The sequence below is a fragment of the Variovorax sp. YR266 genome, from assembly GCF_900107295.1.
Classification (GTDB): Bacteria; Pseudomonadota; Gammaproteobacteria; order Burkholderiales; family Burkholderiaceae_C; genus Variovorax.
On sequence record NZ_FNPM01000005.1, the window covers coordinates 347,622 to 365,588 of the forward strand.

Annotated in this window: 16 protein-coding genes; 12 read left to right on the forward strand and 4 right to left on the reverse strand. The window is 67.2% G+C overall.

Translation table 11 applies throughout. From position 1 onward, the window contains the following. Positions 1–118: 118 nt before the first annotated feature. Positions 119–1,576 (forward strand): glycosyltransferase family 2 protein, encoded by a 1,458-nt coding sequence (locus tag BLW48_RS16000; RefSeq protein WP_093176136.1) that lies wholly within the window; start codon positions 119–121, stop codon positions 1,574–1,576. Position 1,577: 1 nt separating this feature from the next. Here the strand turns inward: BLW48_RS16000 and BLW48_RS16005 are convergent, their stop codons facing one another. After that, the gene (locus BLW48_RS16005; RefSeq protein ID WP_093176139.1) at positions 1,578–2,411 is read right to left on the reverse strand and encodes a DODA-type extradiol aromatic ring-opening family dioxygenase; all 834 of its coding nucleotides are present in this window, start codon (positions 2,409–2,411) and stop codon (positions 1,578–1,580) included. 111 nt (positions 2,412–2,522) lie between these two features. Here BLW48_RS16005 and BLW48_RS16010 point away from each other — a divergent pair, with 111 nt between their 5' ends. Both BLW48_RS16010 and BLW48_RS16015 read left to right on the forward strand, forming a co-directional pair. Then, positions 2,523–3,467 (forward strand): LysR family transcriptional regulator, encoded by a 945-nt coding sequence (locus BLW48_RS16010; RefSeq protein ID WP_093055734.1) that lies wholly within the window; start codon positions 2,523–2,525, stop codon positions 3,465–3,467. A gap of 21 nt (positions 3,468–3,488) precedes the next feature. Then, positions 3,489–5,345, forward strand: coding sequence for an ABC transporter ATP-binding protein (locus tag BLW48_RS16015; RefSeq protein WP_093055732.1), 1,857 nt, complete (start codon positions 3,489–3,491; stop codon positions 5,343–5,345). Between the two features lie 6 nt (positions 5,346–5,351). Here BLW48_RS16015 and BLW48_RS16020 read toward each other — a convergent pair whose 3' ends face one another. Next, on the reverse strand, positions 5,352–5,795 hold the full coding sequence (locus BLW48_RS16020) for a VOC family protein (protein ID WP_256329105.1): 444 nt from the start codon (positions 5,793–5,795) through the stop codon (positions 5,352–5,354). 56 nt (positions 5,796–5,851) lie between these two features. On the opposite strand from BLW48_RS16020, the gene BLW48_RS16025 reads away from it, so the two are divergent. The 3 genes from BLW48_RS16025 to BLW48_RS16035 all read left to right on the forward strand — a co-directional run bounded on the left by BLW48_RS16025 (position 5,852) and on the right by BLW48_RS16035 (position 9,612). Continuing rightward, complete coding sequence (locus tag BLW48_RS16025) at positions 5,852–6,454, forward strand: TetR/AcrR family transcriptional regulator (protein WP_093176141.1); 603 nt, start codon at positions 5,852–5,854, stop codon at positions 6,452–6,454. 351 nt (positions 6,455–6,805) lie between these two features. Beyond that, a complete protein-coding gene (locus tag BLW48_RS16030) occupies positions 6,806–8,203 on the forward strand; it encodes a DUF2868 domain-containing protein (protein ID WP_093176144.1) in 1,398 nt (465 codons plus the stop codon). Continuing rightward, a complete protein-coding gene (locus tag BLW48_RS16035) occupies positions 8,200–9,612 on the forward strand; it encodes a GTPase/DUF3482 domain-containing protein (RefSeq protein ID WP_093176146.1) in 1,413 nt (470 codons plus the stop codon). The genes BLW48_RS16030 and BLW48_RS16035 overlap by 4 nt, the downstream gene beginning before the upstream one ends. On the opposite strand, the gene BLW48_RS16040 is transcribed toward BLW48_RS16035, so the two are convergent. Beyond that, positions 9,609–10,598, reverse strand: a complete 990-nt coding sequence (locus BLW48_RS16040) for a sialic acid TRAP transporter substrate-binding protein SiaP (protein WP_093176149.1) — start codon at positions 10,596–10,598, stop codon at positions 9,609–9,611. The two genes, BLW48_RS16035 and BLW48_RS16040, sit on opposite strands and share 4 nt — an antisense overlap. 179 nt (positions 10,599–10,777) lie before the next feature. Here BLW48_RS16040 and BLW48_RS16045 point away from each other — a divergent pair, with 179 nt between their 5' ends. The 3 genes from BLW48_RS16045 (at position 10,778) to BLW48_RS16055 (ending at position 13,894) form a co-directional block, all read left to right on the forward strand. Continuing rightward, positions 10,778–11,296 carry an O-acetyl-ADP-ribose deacetylase gene (locus BLW48_RS16045; protein ID WP_093055722.1) on the forward strand — a complete coding sequence of 173 codons (519 nt, stop codon included), beginning with the start codon at positions 10,778–10,780 and terminating at the stop codon, positions 11,294–11,296. A gap of 67 nt (positions 11,297–11,363) precedes the next feature. After that, positions 11,364–13,118 carry an IlvD/Edd family dehydratase gene (locus BLW48_RS16050; RefSeq protein ID WP_093176151.1) on the forward strand — a complete coding sequence of 585 codons (1,755 nt, stop codon included), beginning with the start codon at positions 11,364–11,366 and terminating at the stop codon, positions 13,116–13,118. A gap of 5 nt (positions 13,119–13,123) precedes the next feature. Next, positions 13,124–13,894: a class I SAM-dependent methyltransferase gene (locus tag BLW48_RS16055; protein ID WP_093176153.1), complete on the forward strand. Its 771-nt coding sequence runs from the start codon at positions 13,124–13,126 to the stop codon at positions 13,892–13,894. A gap of 10 nt (positions 13,895–13,904) precedes the next feature. Here the strand turns inward: BLW48_RS16055 and BLW48_RS16060 are convergent, their stop codons facing one another. Continuing rightward, positions 13,905–14,723, reverse strand: a complete 819-nt coding sequence (locus BLW48_RS16060) for an SDR family oxidoreductase (protein ID WP_093176156.1) — start codon at positions 14,721–14,723, stop codon at positions 13,905–13,907. A 76-nt stretch (positions 14,724–14,799) separates the two neighbouring features. Here BLW48_RS16060 and BLW48_RS16065 point away from each other — a divergent pair, with 76 nt between their 5' ends. The 3 genes from BLW48_RS16065 to BLW48_RS16075 all read left to right on the forward strand — a co-directional run bounded on the left by BLW48_RS16065 (position 14,800) and on the right by BLW48_RS16075 (position 17,939). Beyond that, on the forward strand, positions 14,800–15,747 hold the full coding sequence (locus BLW48_RS16065; protein ID WP_093176158.1) for an AraC family transcriptional regulator: 948 nt from the start codon (positions 14,800–14,802) through the stop codon (positions 15,745–15,747). A 106-nt stretch (positions 15,748–15,853) separates the two neighbouring features. Further along, complete coding sequence (locus BLW48_RS16070) at positions 15,854–17,287, forward strand: glycerophosphodiester phosphodiesterase family protein (RefSeq protein ID WP_093176161.1); 1,434 nt, start codon at positions 15,854–15,856, stop codon at positions 17,285–17,287. A gap of 28 nt (positions 17,288–17,315) precedes the next feature. After that, a complete protein-coding gene (locus BLW48_RS16075) occupies positions 17,316–17,939 on the forward strand; it encodes a PAQR family membrane homeostasis protein TrhA (protein ID WP_093176163.1) in 624 nt (207 codons plus the stop codon). Positions 17,940–17,967: the final 28 nt, after the last annotated feature.

Consider the following 17,967-nt stretch of genomic DNA (forward strand, 5'->3'; position numbering starts at 1 on the left):
ACTCAGTCGATGACGCGTGCGATTGTCCCGGCTTTGCCTTGGGACTTTCGAAACCGCAGGCCGAGTTTTTGCGTATCGACAACGAACCACCGACCGACAGCCGCCCGGGCACCTTCTCTTGAACGATCCTTTCCAAAGCGCCTTCGTGGCCGCATCGCCGCGCCTGTCTCCACCCAGCACCCCGCTGCGAAGCTGGCTCATTCACGGGAGCGTGCTCGTGCTGTGGGCATTGCTCTTCGCCATGGCCTTCAAGGTCGGCAATGTCGGAGCCTGGTCGGTGGGGGTGGCCTACGTGCTGTACGACACCGTGCTGCTGCTGTTCGTCGCCTGGATGACGCTACCGATATTGCGGCCCCGGCCCTCTCCTTCCCCTGCGGCCGCGGTGAGGCGCAACACCCTGGGCGTGATCGTCGCCTCGCACAACGAGGCAGCCGTGCTGCCCGTGACGCTGGCCGCCCTGCTCGGCCAGACCGACGCACCCGACCGCATCGTGATCGCGGACGACGGCTCGACCGATGGCACGGCGGAGCTGCTGACCACGCGCTACGGGCTGGTCGCGCCCGAACTTGGTTCGCTGAGCGCTGCCAGTGCAACACACCCCTCTCTTTACTGGCTGCGCCTGCCGCACGGCGGCAAGGCAGTGGCACTGAACGCGGCCGTCCTGTGCATCGACACCGACACCGTGCTCACGGTCGATGGCGACACGCTGCTCGACAGCCATGCCATCGGCGCCGTCCGCCGAGCCTTCTCCGAAGAGCCGAACCTCGTCGCCGCCACCGGCGTCATCACCCCGGTGTGCAGCCGCTCGCTGGCCGGCCGCTGCTTCCAGTGGTTCCAGACCTATGAGTACATCCGCAACTTCCTCTCGCGCTATGCATGGATGCGCGTCAACGGCCTGCTGCTGATCTCCGGCGCCTTCGCCGGCTTCAGGACCGACGCGGTGCGCGCCGTGGGCGGCTTCGACACCGACTGCCTGGTGGAAGACTACGAACTCATCCATCGCCTGCACCGCCATGCGCAGGCGCACGGCCTGCCATGGACAGTGCGCGTGCTGGGCGACGCACAGGCACACACCGATGCCCCGAGCAGCACCGGCGCCTTCCTGCGCCAGCGCCGCCGCTGGTTCGGTGGCTTCCTGCAGACGCAGTTCTGGTATCGAGCGATGGTTGGTGACCGGCGCTACGGCTGGCTCGGCGTCGCGATGCTGCCGGTGAAGGCCATCGACACGCTGCAGCCGCTCTACGGGCTGGCCGCCTTCGGGCTGCTGCTGATGTATCTGGTGCGCGGCAACTTCGGCGTGCTGGCGCCGGTGGCCGGCGTAATCGGCGCGAAGATCGTGCTCGACCTCGCATTTCACCTGTGGTCGGTGTACCTGTACCGGCGCTGGATCGGCCACAGCAGCGAGGCGAACATGGCGCAGGCCTTCATGGCTGCGCTGGTCGAGCCATTCACCTTTCAGATCCTGCGCCACACGGGTGCGGCCTGGGGGTGGTGGACTTTCCTGACGGGGCGCGGTACGTGGGGGCGGCAGACGCGCGTGGGGTTGGTCGATGCCGACGGCGCGCGGCGCAGTTAGCTCAAGCGCCGAAGCGGAAGCTCGACACCACCAGACCGCCCATGAAAGCGTCTTCGTGATACACGCGCTCGCCAGCCTCCGCCTCGGCCGCTCCGACGGCCACCATCAAAGGAATCAGATGCTCTTCACGCGGATGCGCCATGCGCGCCGCCGGGGCTGAATCCCAGTCGAGCAATTGCGCGCTGCGCTCGCCAGCGGAGCTCTTCACCACCGCCTCATCGAGCCAGTCGTCGAAAGCCTTCGACACCCCATGCGCCTGCGGGCCGAAGTTGCGCAGGTTGTGATAGCTCAGCCCGCTGCCGACGATCAGCACGTTCTCGTCGCGCAGCGGTGTGAGTGCGCGGCCCAGCGCCAGGTGCTCGGCCGGGTCGAGCCCGCGCCGAAGCGACAGCTGCACCACCGGCACGTCGGCCTTCGGGTACATCGCGGCCATCGGCGCGAACATGCCGTGGTCGTAGCCGCGCTCGGGATCGATCTGCACCGGCAGGCCGGCAGCAGCGATCAGCGACTGCACGCGCTGCGCGAGTTCGGGCGAGCCGGGCGAGTCGTAGTGCACCTCGTAGGTGTGGGCCGGGAAGCCGCCGTAGTCGTAGATCATCGGCGGCTTGGCGTTGCCCTGCACCGTGAAGGCAGGTGCCTCCCAATGCGCCGACACCATGAGGATGGCGCTGGGCGTGCGGCCGATCTGGCGTGGCATGTCGGCCAGCGAGGCGGCGAGCTGGTCGTAGGTCGGGCCCATTTCCTTCTTCATCCAGGGCCAGGGGCCGCCGCCGTGCGAGATGAAGTACGTGGGCAGGCGCGAAGCGTTGTTCGCGGTGGTGTTGTCGTGGGTCAAGCCGATGCTCCTTGAAAGCGTTGCATCGACTGTAGACATTTCCTGCAGGGAAATCGACAGGCTACGATGCATCGAATCAGTTCCTCACAGGAAAGCTTGAAGGATGCTCACATGGACCGGATGACCAGCCTGCGGGTGTTCCGCGAAGTCGTGGAGGCGGGCAGTTTCGTGGCTGCGGCCGAGCGGCTGAACATGTCGCCGCCAATGGCCAGCAAGCACGTGGCACAGCTTGAGAAGTCGCTCGGTGCGCGGCTGCTGCACCGCTCCAGCCGCCACCTGAGCCTGACCGAGGCTGGCACCGCCTGGTACGAGCAGAGCCGCCGCGCACTCGACCTGCTCGACGCGGCCGAAGCCGCCATCGGCCAGACGCACGACACGCCACGCGGCCAGCTCAAGGTGAGCGCGCCCGTGTGGTGCGCCACGCCGCGTTTCGCGCGGGTGCTGGCCGACTACCGCGAGAAGTACCCGGAGGTGCTGGTCGACATGCACCTGGAAAACCGCAAGGTCGATCTTGCGGCCGACGGCTACGACCTGGCTTTGCGCGCCACGCAGGAACCCTCGCCCGCCTTGATCGCCAGGCCGCTGTGCCGCGTGCCCTTCTTCCTGGCGGGCACACCGGCCTACCTGAAGCGCATGGGCGGCGCACCCGAAGTGCCGGCCGACCTCGCGAAGCTGGGCGCCATCGTGCCGAGCTACGTGAACCTGGACAACCTCGCGCTCAAGGGCCCGGGCGGGCGGATGTTTCCGCTGCGGCTGGCGCCGGCCATGCGCTCCGACGACACCACGCTCACGCTGCACGCGGTGCACGCGGACATGGGCATCGCCTTCATGCCGCTGTGGCTGATCGACGACGATATCGCGCAGGGCCGGCTGGTGCGGCTGCTGCCGGAGTTCGAAGCCACGCCCGTCACGCTCTTCGCGGTGTACACCAGCAGGCAGTACATGTCGCCCAAGCTGCGTACTTTCATCGACTTCCTGGGCGAGCGGCTGGGCCTGGATGCGCCACCGAACGCACCTTTTCGGGGCAAGGTCATGCAGGCGCGGCTACAGTCCTGAGCTCTCCGGGAGACTCAGTCCTTGTTCCGCTTCTTCGAAAAACTCCTCCATCCGTACCCCGCCGCCGAACCCGCTTTGCCGCCGCAGGGCTTCCTCGCTTTTCTCTGGGCCTGCACGCACGGCGTGCGCGGCAAGATCGCGGCGATGGCGGCGCTCACCGCCGTCATGTCGATCTTCGAGGCGGCGCTGTTCGCGATCCTCGGGCGCATCGTCGACTGGCTTGGCCCACAGGTGCCCGCGCGCCTGTGGGCAGACCGCGGCACCACGCTCATGTGGCTGGCCGCGTTCCTGGTGATCAGCATCGGCGTGGTCGCGCTGCAGACCATCGTGAAGCACCAGACGCTCGCGGTGAACCTGCCGATGCGCCTGCGCTGGAACTTTCACAGGCTGATGCTGGGCCAGAGCATGGCCTTCTACCAGGACGAGTTCGCCGGCCGCATCACGGCCAAGGTGATGCAGACCGCGCTCGCGGTGCGCGACACCGTGTTCGTGCTGGCCGACGTGCTGGTGGCCATGGGCGTGTACGTGGCCACCATGATCATCCTGGTGGGCGTGCTCGACGCGCAGCTGGTGTGGCCCTTCATCATCTGGTTGGCGCTGTACATCGGCTCGCTGGTGTACTTCGTGCCGCGCCTGGGCAAGGTCGGCAAGGCGCAGGCCGACGCACGCGCGATGATGACCGGCCGCGTGACCGATGCCTACACCAACATCGCGACCGTCAAGCTGTTCTCGCACACGCAGCGCGAGGCCGGCTTCGCGCGCGACGCGATGCGCGAGTTCATGAAGACCGGCTACGGCCAGATGCGGCTGGTGAGCGCCTTCGAAATCGTCAACCACACGCTGAGCATGGGCCTCACGGCCGGCATGGCGGGTGTGGCGCTGTGGCTGTGGTCGCACGGCACGGTCGGCGTGGGTGCGGTGGCCGCGGCCACGGCAATGGCGCTGCGGCTGCAGGGCATGTCGCACTGGATCATGTGGGAAATGACCAGCCTGTTCGAAAACATCGGCACCGTGCAGGACGGCATGAAGACGCTTTCGCGCCCGCGCACCGTGCTCGACGCGGCCAATGCCACGGTGCTCGACGTGCCGCGCGGCGAGGTGCGTTTCGAGCATGCGAGCTTCCGCTATGCCGACGCAGGCCGCCGCGTGATCGACGACCTGAACCTGACAGTGAAGCCGGGCGAGAAGATCGGCCTGGTCGGCCGTTCGGGCGCGGGCAAGTCGACGCTGGTGAACCTGCTGCTGCGCTTTCACGACCTGGAAAGCGGCCGCATCCTGATCGACGGACAAGATATCGCGCATGTCACGCAGGACTCGCTGCGCAGCCACATCGGCATGGTCACGCAAGACACCTCGCTGATGCACCGCTCGGTGGCCGACAACATCGCCTACGGCCGGCCCGACGCCACGCATGAGCAGATCGAGGCGGCCGCCGGGCGTGCGGAAGCGCACGACTTCATCCAGACACTGGGCGACGCAAGCGGCCGACGCGGCTACGAAGCGCATGTGGGCGAGCGCGGCGTGAAGCTCTCAGGCGGCCAGCGCCAGCGCGTGGCCATTGCGCGCGTGATGCTGAAGGACGCACCGATCCTGCTGCTCGACGAGGCCACCAGCGCGCTCGACTCAGAAGTCGAAGCCGCCATCCAGCAGAGCCTCTACACGCTGATGGAAGGCAAGACGGTGATCGCGATCGCGCACCGGCTGTCGACCATCGCGGCGATGGACCGGCTCATCGTGCTCGACGAAGGCCGTGTGGTTGAAGAAGGCGACCACCGCACGCTGATGGCGCAAGGCGGCCTGTATGCGCGGCTGTGGGCGCACCAGAGCGGCGGGTTCCTGGGCGACAGCCTCGAGGAAGACGAGGCACTGCGCGCCTGATCGTTGTCAGGTCGGCAACGCGCCGGCCTCGTATTGCGCAGCGAACTCCCCGCTCGGCGGGATCGGCTTGATGATGTCGATCAACACACCGTTCGGGTCGCGCGTGATGAAGTGGCGCTGGCCGAAGGCCTCGTCGCGCAGCGGCAGGAGGATCGGCAGGCCGGCGGCCTTCAGCCGGTCGTGCACCGCGTCGGGGTCGTCCACCTCGAAATTCAGCAACGTGCCGCCAGCCACCTGACCGCGCGCGGCAGCCGGAATGGTTTCGTGCCGGCCGTCGAGCACGGCGAGATTCACCGAGGGCTCGTCCGCCAGTTGCAGATGCACATACCAGTCGCTCGTGAACAGCGGCGTGAAGCCGAAGTGCGCCTGGTAGAAGTTCGCCGTTCCCGCCACGTCGTTGGTCATGAGAACGGGGTAGTAGCTCGTCACTTTCACGATGGGTCCTTTCATTTAACATACAGGCTGCATGTAAATTTGAATATAACTTACAGACAGACTGTATGTAAATGGCCGATTCACCCACCCCAGTCCGAACCAATCGTGAACGTACGGAAACCACCCGCCTCGCACTGATCGAGGCGGCGCGTGCGCTCTTCGTCGGCAAGGGCTACGGCGACACCTCGACGCCGGAGATTGCGACGGCCGCCGGCATCACCCGCGGCGCGCTGTACCACCACTTCGTCGACAAGCGCGACCTGTTCCGTCAGGTGCTGCTGCGCGAAGGCGAAGCCGTGGCCGCCGACATCGAGGCGGCCACGCCCGAGCAGCTCTCGCCGCGCGAGGCGCTGCTCGAAGGCAGCAAGGCCTATCTGAACGCGATGACGGCGCCGGGCCGCACGCGGCTGCTGCTGATCGACGGCCCCGCGGTGCTGGGCATGGCCGAAGTCATGGCGATGGACGACGCGACCTCGGCTAAGTCGCTGCGACAGGGGCTGGAGCGCGCCGGCCTGGGCAAGGGCGAGGTGTCGCTCGACGCCCTGACCCCGCTGCTCGCGGCGGCCTTCGACCGGGCCGCGCTGGCCATCGACGCAGGCGCGGACGTAGAGGAAACCCGTACGGCGATGCTGTGGCTGCTCGAGCGGGCGCTCGGCCCGGTCAGGAAGCGCTGATGCGGGACATGTCGTGGGCCGATGCTTCGCACGCGCCTACATCGCACGCCGCCCCCTGCCGACAGTGATGACGCGAACGCGGCGCAATGCTGGACTCATCTTCAACCCAGAGGAGTCTTCGCGTGAATTCCATCATCTACATCGTCGGTCTGGTCGTGGTTGTCGTAGCCGTGCTTTCGTTCTTCGGCCTTCGCTGAGACCGGGCACGCGCCACCGACTCCCGCACCATGCACAACGGGGCCGCTTGCGGCCCCGTTTCTCGTCGTGGCCGCCCGAAGCTCGCCGGGCATAATTTGCGCGCCCCGGCGCCGTGCGGGGCCTCATTGACCGATTGGCTGCGAAGGGACCCTGTTGACCAACACCGCGCTGCGCGAATCTGCTTTTCCGGATGCGGTGATCACCGAGGCGATCCGATGGACCGAACAGAGCGGCCCGCTCGACGACGCGCAAGCCCTTCGCATCGCCGCCTCGCGCACAGCCGATGCCCACGGGCAGATCACCGAACGCGCGCTCCAGCTCGGCGAGCGCATTGGCCTGCAGCCTGAACTCGCACGTGCCCGGCAGTGGGCGCCGTGGGTGCTGCTCGCGCTGGTGGCGCTGATCGTCATGGCCGGTCTCGGGCTGGCGGGCAACGTGCTCGGCGGCGGCGAGCGCCACATCAACGTGATCGTCGCGCTCGTGAGCCTGCTGGGCCTGCACGCGCTCACGCTGCTGCTGTGGCTCGCGGGCCTGTGGATGCCGCTCGGCTCGTTCAATACCGCATCGCTCGGCTGGATCTGGCTGTCGCTCACGGCGCGGGTGGCGGGCGGCAAGCGTGGACAGGCGCCGGTGCTGGTGCGCGCGGCCACGGGGCTGCTGTCCCGCGCAAAGCTGTTGCCATGGGCCTTCGGGCTGGTGAGCCACGGCATCTGGTCGCTGTCGTTTGCCGTGGTGCTGGCCGCGATGCTGTTCGCGCTCGCGTTTCGCAGCTACACGTTGAGCTGGGAGACGACGATTCTTGACCCGGACTTCTTCGTGCGCGTGGTGCAGGTGCTGGGCTGGGCGCCAGCGAAGCTTGGCTTTCCGGTGCCCGATGCCGCCACCGTGCTGGCGGCAACTCCCGGCGCTGCAGGCCAGCGCACCTGGGCACTGTGGCTGACCGGCTGCATCGTCGTCTACGGGCTGCTGCCGCGCGTCGCGCTCGTGCTGCTGAGCGCCTTTGTCTGGAAGCGCCGCCGCAAGGCGCTGCAGCCCGACTGGCGCGAGCCCTACTACCGCAAGCTGCTGGCCCGCTTCGCAGCGTTGGCGCCAGCGGCCATCGTCGATGCCGATCCGGGCCGCACGCACAGCGCCGTGCCCACGGGCCTGCCGGCCTCGGAACTGCATGACGCCCTCTTCGTCGTCGGCTTCGAACTGCCGCCCGACATGCCGTGGCCTCCAGCCGCCCTGCCCGCCGGCGTCGCGACGCAGGCGCAGCGCATCGACGGCAGTGCGCCCGCGCGCCGCGCCCTGCTCGACCAGTTGGCCCATACCCATCCGCGCACGGTACTGCTGGTGTGCCACGCCGCATCGAGCCCCGACCGCGGCACCGAACGTTTCCTGCGCGAAGTGCTGGCGCATTGCGGCGAGTGCCGCCTGTGGCTGGCCGACGCGCCCGGTGCGAGCGCCACGCAGCGATGGCTCGACTGGCTGCGCGACACTGGCCTGGAGCGCATCACCGCCAGCGACCGCCTGGACATCGCCTTGCCGGAAAGCGCGATCGCCCCATGACGCAACAGCCCATTCGCATCGCCGTCGTCGGCCACACCAACGCCGGCAAGACCTCGTTGCTGCGCACGCTCACGCGGCGCATCGGCTTCGGCGAGGTGTCGCAGCGCCCCGGCACCACGCGCCATGTCGAATCGGTCGACCTCGACGTGAACGGCGAAGCCGCCGTGCGCTTCTTCGACACGCCGGGCCTCGAAGACGCCGTCGCGCTGCGCGAGCACCTTGCCGGCTTCGACGCGCAAGCGACGCCCCCCGACCGCATCCGCCAGTTCTTGCAGGGCCCCGAAGCCCATGGCGTGTTCGAGCAGGAGGCCAAGGTGCTGCGCACCATGCTCGACATCGACGCGGCCTTTCTCGTCATCGATGTGCGCGAACCGGTGCTGCCCAAGTTCCGCGACGAGATCGAGTTGCTCAACTCCTGCGCGCGCCCCGTGCTGCCGGTGCTGAATTTCGTGCGCGATGCCGCCAGCCGCGAGCCCGCGTGGAAAGAGCTGCTCTCGGCCTACGGCCTGCACGTGCAGGTGCGCTTCGACGCGGCTGCCCCGTTCGTCGGCGCCGAGCAGGACTTGTACAACGACCTGGCCACGCTGCTGCGCGAGCGCCGCGACCTGCTGCACGGCGTCGTCGATGCACTGGCCGACGAAGCGGTGCAACGCCGCCAGTCCGCCTGCACGCGCATCGCCGCCCTGCTAGTCGATGCCGCTGCGGTGCGCCGCACGGTGTCGTCCACCGAATTTGCCGACGCCGCGCGACGGCAGGCCCTAGTCGCTGCACTACAGAAGGCCGTGTTCGACAAGGCCCAGCGCTGCACCGACGACCTGCTCGCGCTCTACGGCTTTCGCCAGGGCGACGCCGATGAGGCCCCGCTGCCGATGATCGAAGGCCGCTGGACGCTCGACTTCTTCAGCCCCGAGGCCATGAAGGACGCGGGCCTGCGCCTCGGCAAGGGCGCGGTCATCGGTGCGGCGGTGGGCGTGGTCGCCGACCTGGCCGTGGCCGGCATCTCGCTCGGCGCGGGTGCAGCGCTGGGTGGCGCCATCGGCGGTGCGGTGTCGCAGGGCTGGGGGCCGCTCGGCCGCAAGCTGGCCAACAAGCTGCGCGACGTGCACGAACTCACCGTGGAAGACGGCGTGCTGTTCACGCTGGTCGCGTGGCAGCTGAAGCTCACGCAGGCGCTGGAGCAGCGCGGCCATGCGGCCACACAGCGCATCGCCGCCGAATCGCCCGAGGACGGCGATTCCCCCACGCGAGCCGCCGCGGCCGCGGTGCGCGGCGCGCAGCCGGCACGCAACCATCCCGAGTGGGAATCGACAGGCATTGCAACGCGCAGTTTCTGGCGCCCCTCGCCCCAGCGCGAAGCACTCGTGGCCGAACTGTCGCAGGCGCTGCTGCGTGCTTTCGAAGCGCCTTAATTCGCCCCTGCCAGCGCCTGCAGCTTTGCGTAGTCGCCCGGCCGCGCCCCCGCCTGCTCAGGCGTCGAGCGCTTGACGATCCGCTCCAGGAACAGCTGCCGGTTGACCGGCGCCACGGTCATGCCCTTGTCGCGCAGGAACTTCTCGTCCTCGAGTTCGCCGGCGATCACGCCGACGTTGGTCCACTTCGCGGTTTCCACCAGTACCTTCTCGACCATCGCCTGCTGCGCCGGCGCGAGCCTGGCCCATGCGGCCTTGCCGATGACGATGCCCAGCGTGTCGTAGACGTGCGCCGTCAGCAGCACGTACTTCTGCACTTCGTAGAGCTTCTTCGACTTGACGATGTCCAGCGGGTTTTCCTGCGCCTCCACCTCGTTCTTCTTGAGCGCGCTGTAGAGGCTCATGAAAGGCAGCGTCACCGGCTTGGCGTCGAGCGCGGTAGCAAACAGCTGGTAGGCCGCGGCGGCGGGCACGTACAGGCGCAGGTCGCGGAAGTCTTCGGGCTTCGACAACGGCTTGGCCGACGTGACCTGGCGCGCGCCGTAGTACACGGCGGCCACCATGCGGTTGCCGCTCCTTTCGTTGTAGCCCTTCATCAGGTCAGCCAGCAGCGGGCTCGCCAGGTATTTGCGCATGTGGTCGAGGTCCTTGAAGGCGAAGGGATAGCTCCCCAGGCTCAGCGGCGGATAGCCCTCGGCCAGCGTGGCCTGCCCGACGTAGGCGATCTGCACCGAATCGTTCGCCAGCATCAGCGGAAAGTCGGCCTCCTGCCCCAGCTTGGAAGACGGCACCACCTCGATCTTGATCTTGCCGTCGGACTGCTCGGCGATCTTGCGCGCCGCAAGCTCTGCCTGCTGGTGGAAGATGCTCGTGGGCTCGTAGACATGGCCCCACTTGAACTGCAGCACCTGCGCATGGGCGGCTACCGCCCCTGCGAGCGCCATGCAAAGAACACCGGCGCGGCGCCATGGCAACAAGCTTTTCATCGACTCTCCCTCGGGTTGAGAACAGTCCGGCCGTATGCAAGATCGACGCCATGGCAGCGGACGGACGCCGGGCAAATGCGCCCGACCCGGGAATCGTAAATATTTGCAACAAACATCGAAAGCGGGTTTGCCCGACTCCGGCCCGCGCGCCTACGATGCCAGCCCCGAGCCACCGCACCATGACGACCACCCTTCACGCCATCCGCGCCGACATCACCACGCTGCAGGTCGACGCCATCGTCAACGCCGCCAACTCCTCGCTGCTCGGCGGCGGTGGCGTGGACGGCGCTATCCATCGCGCGGCCGGGCCGGAGCTGGTGCACGAATGCCGGCTGCTGGGCGGCTGCAAGACGGGCGATGCAAAGCTCACGAAGGGCTACCGCCTGCCTGCCCGCTTCATCATCCACACGGTCGGCCCTGTGTGGCGTGGTGGCGAGGCGGGCGAGCCCGAACTGCTCGCGTCGTGCTACCGGCGCTCGATGGCGCTCGCCGCCGGGCAAGGGGTGGGCAGCATCGCGTTTCCGAGCATCAGCACGGGCATCTATGGCTATCCCGTCGAGCTGGCGGCAAAGGTCGCGGTGAGCACCGTGCGCGAAGCGCTGGCGGTCGTCACGTCAGTGGAGGAAGTCGTCTTCTGCTGCTTCTCTCCAGGCGACCTCGCGGTCTACGAGGCTGCACTGGCCGAAGGCGCGCGCTGAAAGAAAAGCCCAGAAAAGCTGTCAGCGAGTCAAATACCAGTTCCGACTAACAACAAAACCACGTCCCATGTCCGAATCTCCCTTCGAGCCCGACGACAACAACAGCAACAGCAACGCGGGCATGCGCAAGGGCCTGACCAGCTACGGCGACCGCGGCTTCTCGCTCTTCCTGCGCAAGGCCTTCATCAAGGGCGCGGGCTACACCGATGCGGCGCTCGATCGCCCCGTGGTCGGCATCGCCAACACCGGCAGCGCCTACAACCCCTGCCATGGCAACGCACCGCAGCTCATCGAGGCCATCAAGCGCGGCGTGATGCTCGCGGGCGGCCTGCCGATGGACTTTCCGACCATCTCGGTGCACGAGAGCTTCGCCGCGCCGACCAGCATGTACCTGCGCAACCTGATGTCGATGGACACCGAGGAGATGGTGCGCGCGCAGCCCATGGACGCCGTGGTGCTCATCGGCGGCTGCGACAAGACCGTGCCGGCGCAGCTCATGGGCGCAGCCTCCGCGGGCCTGCCGTCGATCCAGCTCATCACCGGCTCGATGCTCACGGGCAGCCATCGCGGCGAACGCGTGGGCGCCTGCACCGACTGCCGGCGCTACTGGGGCAGGTACCGCGCGGGCGAAATCGACGCCGAGGAAACCGCAGACGTCAACAATCAGCTGGTCGCAAGCGTGGGCACCTGCTCGGTGATGGGCACGGCCAGCACCATGGCCTGCATTGCCGAGGCGCTGGGCATGACGATGCCGGGCGGCGCCTCGCCACCCGCTGTGACGGCCGACCGCATCCGCATTGCCGAGCAGACCGGCGCGCAAGCCGTGCAGATCGCGCGCGACCGCCTCACCATCGACAAGGTGCTGACCCCCGCCGCCTTCGAGAACGCAATGCGCGTGCTGCTGGCCATCGGCGGCTCGACCAACGGCATCGTGCACCTCGCAGCCATCGCCGGCCGCATGGGCCTGGACATCGACCTGCTCGCGCTCGACCGCATGGGCCGCGAGACGCCGGTGCTGCTCGACCTGAAGCCCTCAGGCCAGCACTACATGGAAGACTTCCACGCCGCTGGCGGCATGGCCACGCTGCTGCGCGAACTCAAGACGCTGCTGCACCTCGATGCACTCACGGTCACGGGCCGCACGCTGGGCGAGGAAATCGAGCGCGCAGGGCCAGGCTTCAGGCAGGACGTGGTGCGGCCCGCCAGCCAGCCGATCTATCCGCAGGGCGGCATCGCTGTGCTGTGGGGCAACCTGGCGCCGGGCGGCGCGATCATCAAGCAATCGGCCGCCGACCCGGCGCTGATGGAGCACGAGGGCCGCGCCGTGGTCTTCGAGAACGCCGAAGACCTGGTGCAGCGCATCGACAGCGACGCGCTCGACGTCACGCCGCAAGACGTGCTGGTGCTCAAGAACATCGGCCCCAAGGGGGCGCCTGGCATGCCGGAGGCGGGCTACATCCCCATTCCACGCAAGCTCGCACGCGCTGGCGTGAAAGACATCGTGCGCATCTCCGACGGTCGCATGAGCGGCACCGCCTTCGGCACCATCGTGCTGCACGTGACGCCCGAGTCGGCCATCGGCGGGCCTCTGGCGTATGTGCGCAGCGGCGACCGCATCCGGCTGAGCGTGGCGAAGCGCGAGATCTCGCTGCTGGTGACAGACGAAGAACTGGCGCGCCGCACGAAGGAAACGACGGTGGTCGAGCCCATCGCCGAGCGCGGCTACAAGAAGCTGTTCCTGCAGACCGTGATGCAGGCCGACAAGGGCGTGGACTTCGACTTTCTCCGGGCGCCGAACACCGTGGGCAAGGTGCCACGATAAAGCGCATGACCGACGATTTCTACGACGAGCTCGCACCGCTCTATCACCTGATCTATCCGGACTGGAACGAGAGCATCCGCCTGCAGGGCGACAAGCTCTCGCAACTCATCGAGGCCGAATGGCCCGGTGGTGGCGCGCATCGCAAAGTGCTCGACGTGTCGTGCGGCATCGGCACGCAAGCGCTCGGGCTCGCGGCACTCGGCCACGTGGTGACGGCCTCCGACCTGTCGGCCAACGAGATCGAACGCGCGCGGCATGAAGCGAAACTGCGCGGCCTCGACATCGCTTTCTCGGTGTGCGACATGCGCGAGGCGCACACACATCACGGCGGCGGCTTCGACGTCGTCATGTCCTGCGACAACTCAATGCCGCATCTGCAGACCGACGCCGACCTGCGGACCGCCTTGCGCCAGATGACCGCCTGCCTGCGCCCCGGCGGCGGCTGCGTCGTCAGCGTGCGCGACTACGCGAAGGAAGAGCGCGGCAGCAACATCGTGAAGCACTACGGCGCACGCCTGGAGAACGGCCAACGCCATGTACTGTTCCAGGTCTGGGATTTCGATGACGGAGGCACGGGCGAGCACTACGACCTTGGCTTCTTCTTCGTCACGGAAGACCTCGCCACGCATGCCGTGAGCACGCGCGTGATGCGATCGCGCTACTACGCCATATCAACGACGCGGCTGAGCGAGCTCATGCAAGAAGCGGGGCTGCAGAACGTTCGGCGCATCGACGGCGCGTTCTTCCAGCCGGTGCTGGTGGGTACGCGGCCCTGAGCGCCTCGACTCACCTCTTCATGCGCAGCATCGACCGCATTCCTGTCAGGAATTGCTCGTCGGTGCTGTTCCACCGTGCATTGGCCAAATGGGCACTGTCCGGTCCGGCCGGGAAGCGCAGCGTTTCGGACTCTTCCGTCGCTGCCGCAAAGACGGCCGCCGCGACCTGATCTGGAGTCGTCACCGCGCCGGCAGTCCCGAACTGCGCCATGAGCTGCCCTGCATACGCCTGGTACGGCGGTGAGATCAAGCCGTTCATGCGGTCCATGCCATTTGCCGTGAAGGCCGTCCCGGGACCATAGCCGGGCTCCACGAGCCTGACGCGCACGCCGACGGATTCGAGTTCGAAGAACAGGGCCTCGGTGAACCCTTCGATGGCGAACTTGCTCGCCGCATAGGGCGCAACCATCGGCATGCCGGCGAAGCAGACGCTGGACGTCACGTTGACGATGGCCCCTTCCCCGCGCTCGCGCATGAGCGGAATCATGGCCTGGGTCATTGCCATGGCGCCGAAGGTGTTGGTCTCGAACACCTCGCGCACGGTTTCCATTGGCGTCACCTCGAAGGCCGAGAACAAGCCGATTCCCGCGTTGTTCACCAGCACGTCGATCTTGCCGAAGGCGGCAATACCTTGGTCGATGGCTTGCACGATGCTGTCGTTGTTCGTCACGTCGAGCTGGACCACTCGCAAGCGCTGCGAAGGCTCACCCAGAAACGCCGGATCCGGTTTGCGCATCGTCGCGACGACGTTCCAGCCTTGCTTGATGAAATGCTCTGCCGTGGCTTTGCCGTAACCCGAAGAGCAGCCAGTGATAAGTACAGTTTTCATGTTCGATGTCCTTTGAAGATCGGTCCGATGCTAGGGTTCTTGACCAAGACGATCCATCCCGCCTAATCTCGATTTCATGCGCGATCGTCTAAACGCTGACCCACTGGCTTCCATCGTGGCTTTGCTCCGTCCACGAACCGTTCTGTCGAAGTTCGTCAGCGGCGCGGGTAGCTGGGCAGTGCAATACCCGAACTACGGACAGCCCAGCTTCTGCCTGATGCTGAAAGGCTCGTGCTGGCTGAGCCTGGACTCGGCTGAGCCCTTCCTGATGGAACCCGGGGACTACGTCTTGCTGCCGGCAACGCCCGGCTTCCGGATGGGCAGCGACCTCGAGGCCATGGATCGCCCCACGATGCGCATCGCAGATGCCAGCCCGGCGGGAGAGATCCGCCATGGCACCCAGGGTGACGAGGCGGCAGTCAGGATGCTCGGCGGCTACTTCCTGTTCGACCCGACGAGTGCCCCGCTGCTGGTGGGGCTCCTGCCGACAGTGGTCCACATCAAGGCCGCTGACAGCGGAGCGGCGCGCTTGACGTGGATTGCGCGCGCCATCGATGAAGAGAACACGACGCCAAGACCCGGTGGCGACGCCATCCTGACGCGCCTTGTCGAGATCATGCTGATCGAGGCCCTGCGCTGGCGGCCGACACAAGACGACGCGCCGATTTCCGGGCTCCTGGCGGGTCTGGCAAATGCGCGAATGGCGGATGCGCTGCGGCTTATTCACGAGGACGTGGCACGGCGCTGGACCATCGAGGATCTCGCGAAGAAGGTCGGAATGTCGCGCGCCGCGTTTGCCGCCCGCTTCACACAGATTCTTGGTGTGCCCCCGATGGAGTACGTGCTGCGATGGCGGATGGCTCTGGCCAAGGACATGCTGTGGCATGACGGTCTTTCGCTTGGAGAGGTCGCGCATGCAATCGGCTATCAGTCGGCAAGCGCGTTCAGCACTGCCTTCAGCCGCTCGGTGGGGCTGTCTCCAAGCACGTTCGCACGCACTGGTCGCACCTACGCGCCTGCGTGATCTCAGGGCTCGTCAGCGGGCACTCGCTGGTCACTGTCCCGTCACGGGGCAAACCTAGCATCCGGCGGCTTTCGTTTCTCTTTCAACAAATATTCGAAAACTCCACATGAAAAAGAACGTTCCCGCGCCCCGCCCGGTTCGCGCCGCCATCGCAGCCATCGGTGGCTGCCTCGTGATAGCCGCATGTGGTGGCGGCAACGATGGAGGCGTCTCGTTCCCGGTCCTCCCGCCGGCACCGGCGCCCGCACCCGCCCCGGCTCCCCCTGCCCCCGCACCGCTGGGCACGCTCGACGGCTCCGTGCCCCTGGTCATCGGCCATCGCGGCCTACCGGGCCTGTACCCCGAAGAAACCAAGGTCGCCTACGAAGCCGCAGCCGATGCCGGCGCCGATTCGCTCGAGACCGACCTGCACCTCACCAAGGACTGCGTGCTCGTCGCGCGTCACAACCCCTGGCTCAGCGACAACACCAACATCGCCGACGTCGCCGCGACCAACACCACCGTTGCGGGCCGCAAGCGCACCGTGCCCGGCGTGCTGGTCGACGTGAAGTACCCGGCCATCGAGGCCAACGGCCCGGCCCAGTACCTGATCGACCTGACCGATCCGAGCGATCCGAAGTCGGTGCTCAAGTCGCTCATCGTCGATGGCGAGGACCACACCAACGACTGGTCCATCACCGACTTCACAATGGACGAACTGCGCCAGTGGATTCGCGGCACCACCTATGACGCCCGGGACCAGCGCCCCACCGACCTCAACGGCAAGCTGCCGATCCTGAGCTTCCAGGAAGTGATCGACATCGCCAAGGCCAAGAGCGCCTACACCGGCCGCACGCTCACCGTGTACCCGGAAACCAAGAACCCGATCTGGAACAACGCGCAGGCCATTGCCAACGGCTGCGGCCCTGCGGGCAGCCATCCGCTCGAAGACGCGCTGCTGAAGATCATGAACTTCAACGATCTGAACCGGAAAGACGCACCGATCTTCGTGCAGAGCTTCGAGCCCGAGAGCCTGAAGTACCTGCGCTCGGCCGGCATGAAGGCCCGCGCCGTGCAACTGGTGGACGGCAACGACGTCAACTACCAGACTGGCGAGATGATCTACGCCACCAAGGACGTCTACACCTTCGTCGACGGCCGCCCCTACAGCTGGACGCTGGCCGGCAACCCCAAGTGGTTCGGCGAGATGCTCACGCCCGCGGGCCTGGCCGACGTGAAGACCTATGCCGACGGCATCGGCCCGTGGAAGCCGCAGGTCATGGCCCACACCATCGTGCCCTTCGTCACGCCCAACAAGGGCCTGGCCGACGTGAACACCATCAAGCCCACCAGCCTGATCGCCGACGCGCACAAGGCCGGCCTGTTCGTGCACAGCTACACCTTCCGCAACGAGGCGAAGTACCTGGCCGGCATCTACAAGGGCGACCCGACAGCCGAGTACCTGGCGTACTTCCGCGCCGGCATCGACGGCGTGTTCTCGGACTTCGCGAACACGGCGTTCGCGGCGCGCAAGACGTACCTGAAGGAAACGGGCCGCTGAGGCAGAACGGCGAAAGGCAGCCAGCACGATGTACCCCGGAGAACGACTCAACGGATACAGCCACCTGCTGGGCCTGCTGCTCGCGCTGCCTGCAACGGCGCTGCTGCTCGCCAAGACCGTGCCCACCGGCGACCCCGCGCGCATTGCGGGGGCGCTGGTGTTCTCGCTTTCGGCCGTGGCCCTGTATGCGGCCTCCACCCTCTTCCACAGCACGCGCGGGCGGCTCAAGCGCATGTGGGAGCGTGCCGACCACTGCGCGATCTACCTGCTGATCGCCGGCACCTACACGCCCTTCGCGCTGGTCACGCTGCAAGGCCCATGGGGCTGGCTGCTGCTGGCGACGATCTGGGGCGCGGCGCTCTTCGGCATCTGGCGCGAGCTGATGCCGGCCAAGGGCGGCGGGGCGAAGAAGCCCTCGCTGGCGCTGTACATCGGAATGGGATGGCTCGGCGTGCTGGCCGCCGTGCCGCTGGCCGCGCGGCTCGACGGCGCGGGGCTCGCATGGCTGCTGATCGGCGGCGTGCTCTACACGGCGGGTACCGTGTTCTATCGCAACAGGCAAGGCTTCCGGCACGCGCACGGAGCCTGGCACCTGTTCGTGCTGGCAGGCACTGCGAGCCACTACGTGGCGGTGGGCTGGTTCGTGCTGTAGGGGCCTGCGGGCCGGTCGTGCGGGGATA

Bases quoted from the DNA above. Each gene is read 5' to 3' on its own strand.
- BLW48_RS16010 (WP_093055734.1), top strand. From the start codon at position 2,523: ATGGACCGGATGACCAGCCTGCGGGTGTTCCGCGAAGTCGTGGAGGCG.
- BLW48_RS16045 (WP_093055722.1), top strand. From the start codon at position 10,778: ATGACGACCACCCTTCACGCCATCCGCGCCGACATCACCACGCTGCAG.
- BLW48_RS16040 (WP_093176149.1), bottom strand. From the start codon at position 10,598: ATGAAAAGCTTGTTGCCATGGCGCCGCGCCGGTGTTCTTTGCATGGCG.
- BLW48_RS16060 (WP_093176156.1), bottom strand. From the start codon at position 14,723: ATGAAAACTGTACTTATCACTGGCTGCTCTTCGGGTTACGGCAAAGCC.
- BLW48_RS16035 (WP_093176146.1), top strand. From the start codon at position 8,200: ATGACGCAACAGCCCATTCGCATCGCCGTCGTCGGCCACACCAACGCC.
- BLW48_RS16025 (WP_093176141.1), top strand. From the start codon at position 5,852: ATGGCCGATTCACCCACCCCAGTCCGAACCAATCGTGAACGTACGGAA.
- BLW48_RS16075 (WP_093176163.1), top strand. From the start codon at position 17,316: ATGTACCCCGGAGAACGACTCAACGGATACAGCCACCTGCTGGGCCTG.
- BLW48_RS16050 (WP_093176151.1), top strand. From the start codon at position 11,364: ATGTCCGAATCTCCCTTCGAGCCCGACGACAACAACAGCAACAGCAAC.
- BLW48_RS16055 (WP_093176153.1), top strand. From the start codon at position 13,124: ATGACCGACGATTTCTACGACGAGCTCGCACCGCTCTATCACCTGATC.
- BLW48_RS16020 (WP_256329105.1), bottom strand. From the start codon at position 5,795: ATGAAAGGACCCATCGTGAAAGTGACGAGCTACTACCCCGTTCTCATG.
- BLW48_RS16065 (WP_093176158.1), top strand. From the start codon at position 14,800: ATGCGCGATCGTCTAAACGCTGACCCACTGGCTTCCATCGTGGCTTTG.
- BLW48_RS16070 (WP_093176161.1), top strand. From the start codon at position 15,854: ATGAAAAAGAACGTTCCCGCGCCCCGCCCGGTTCGCGCCGCCATCGCA.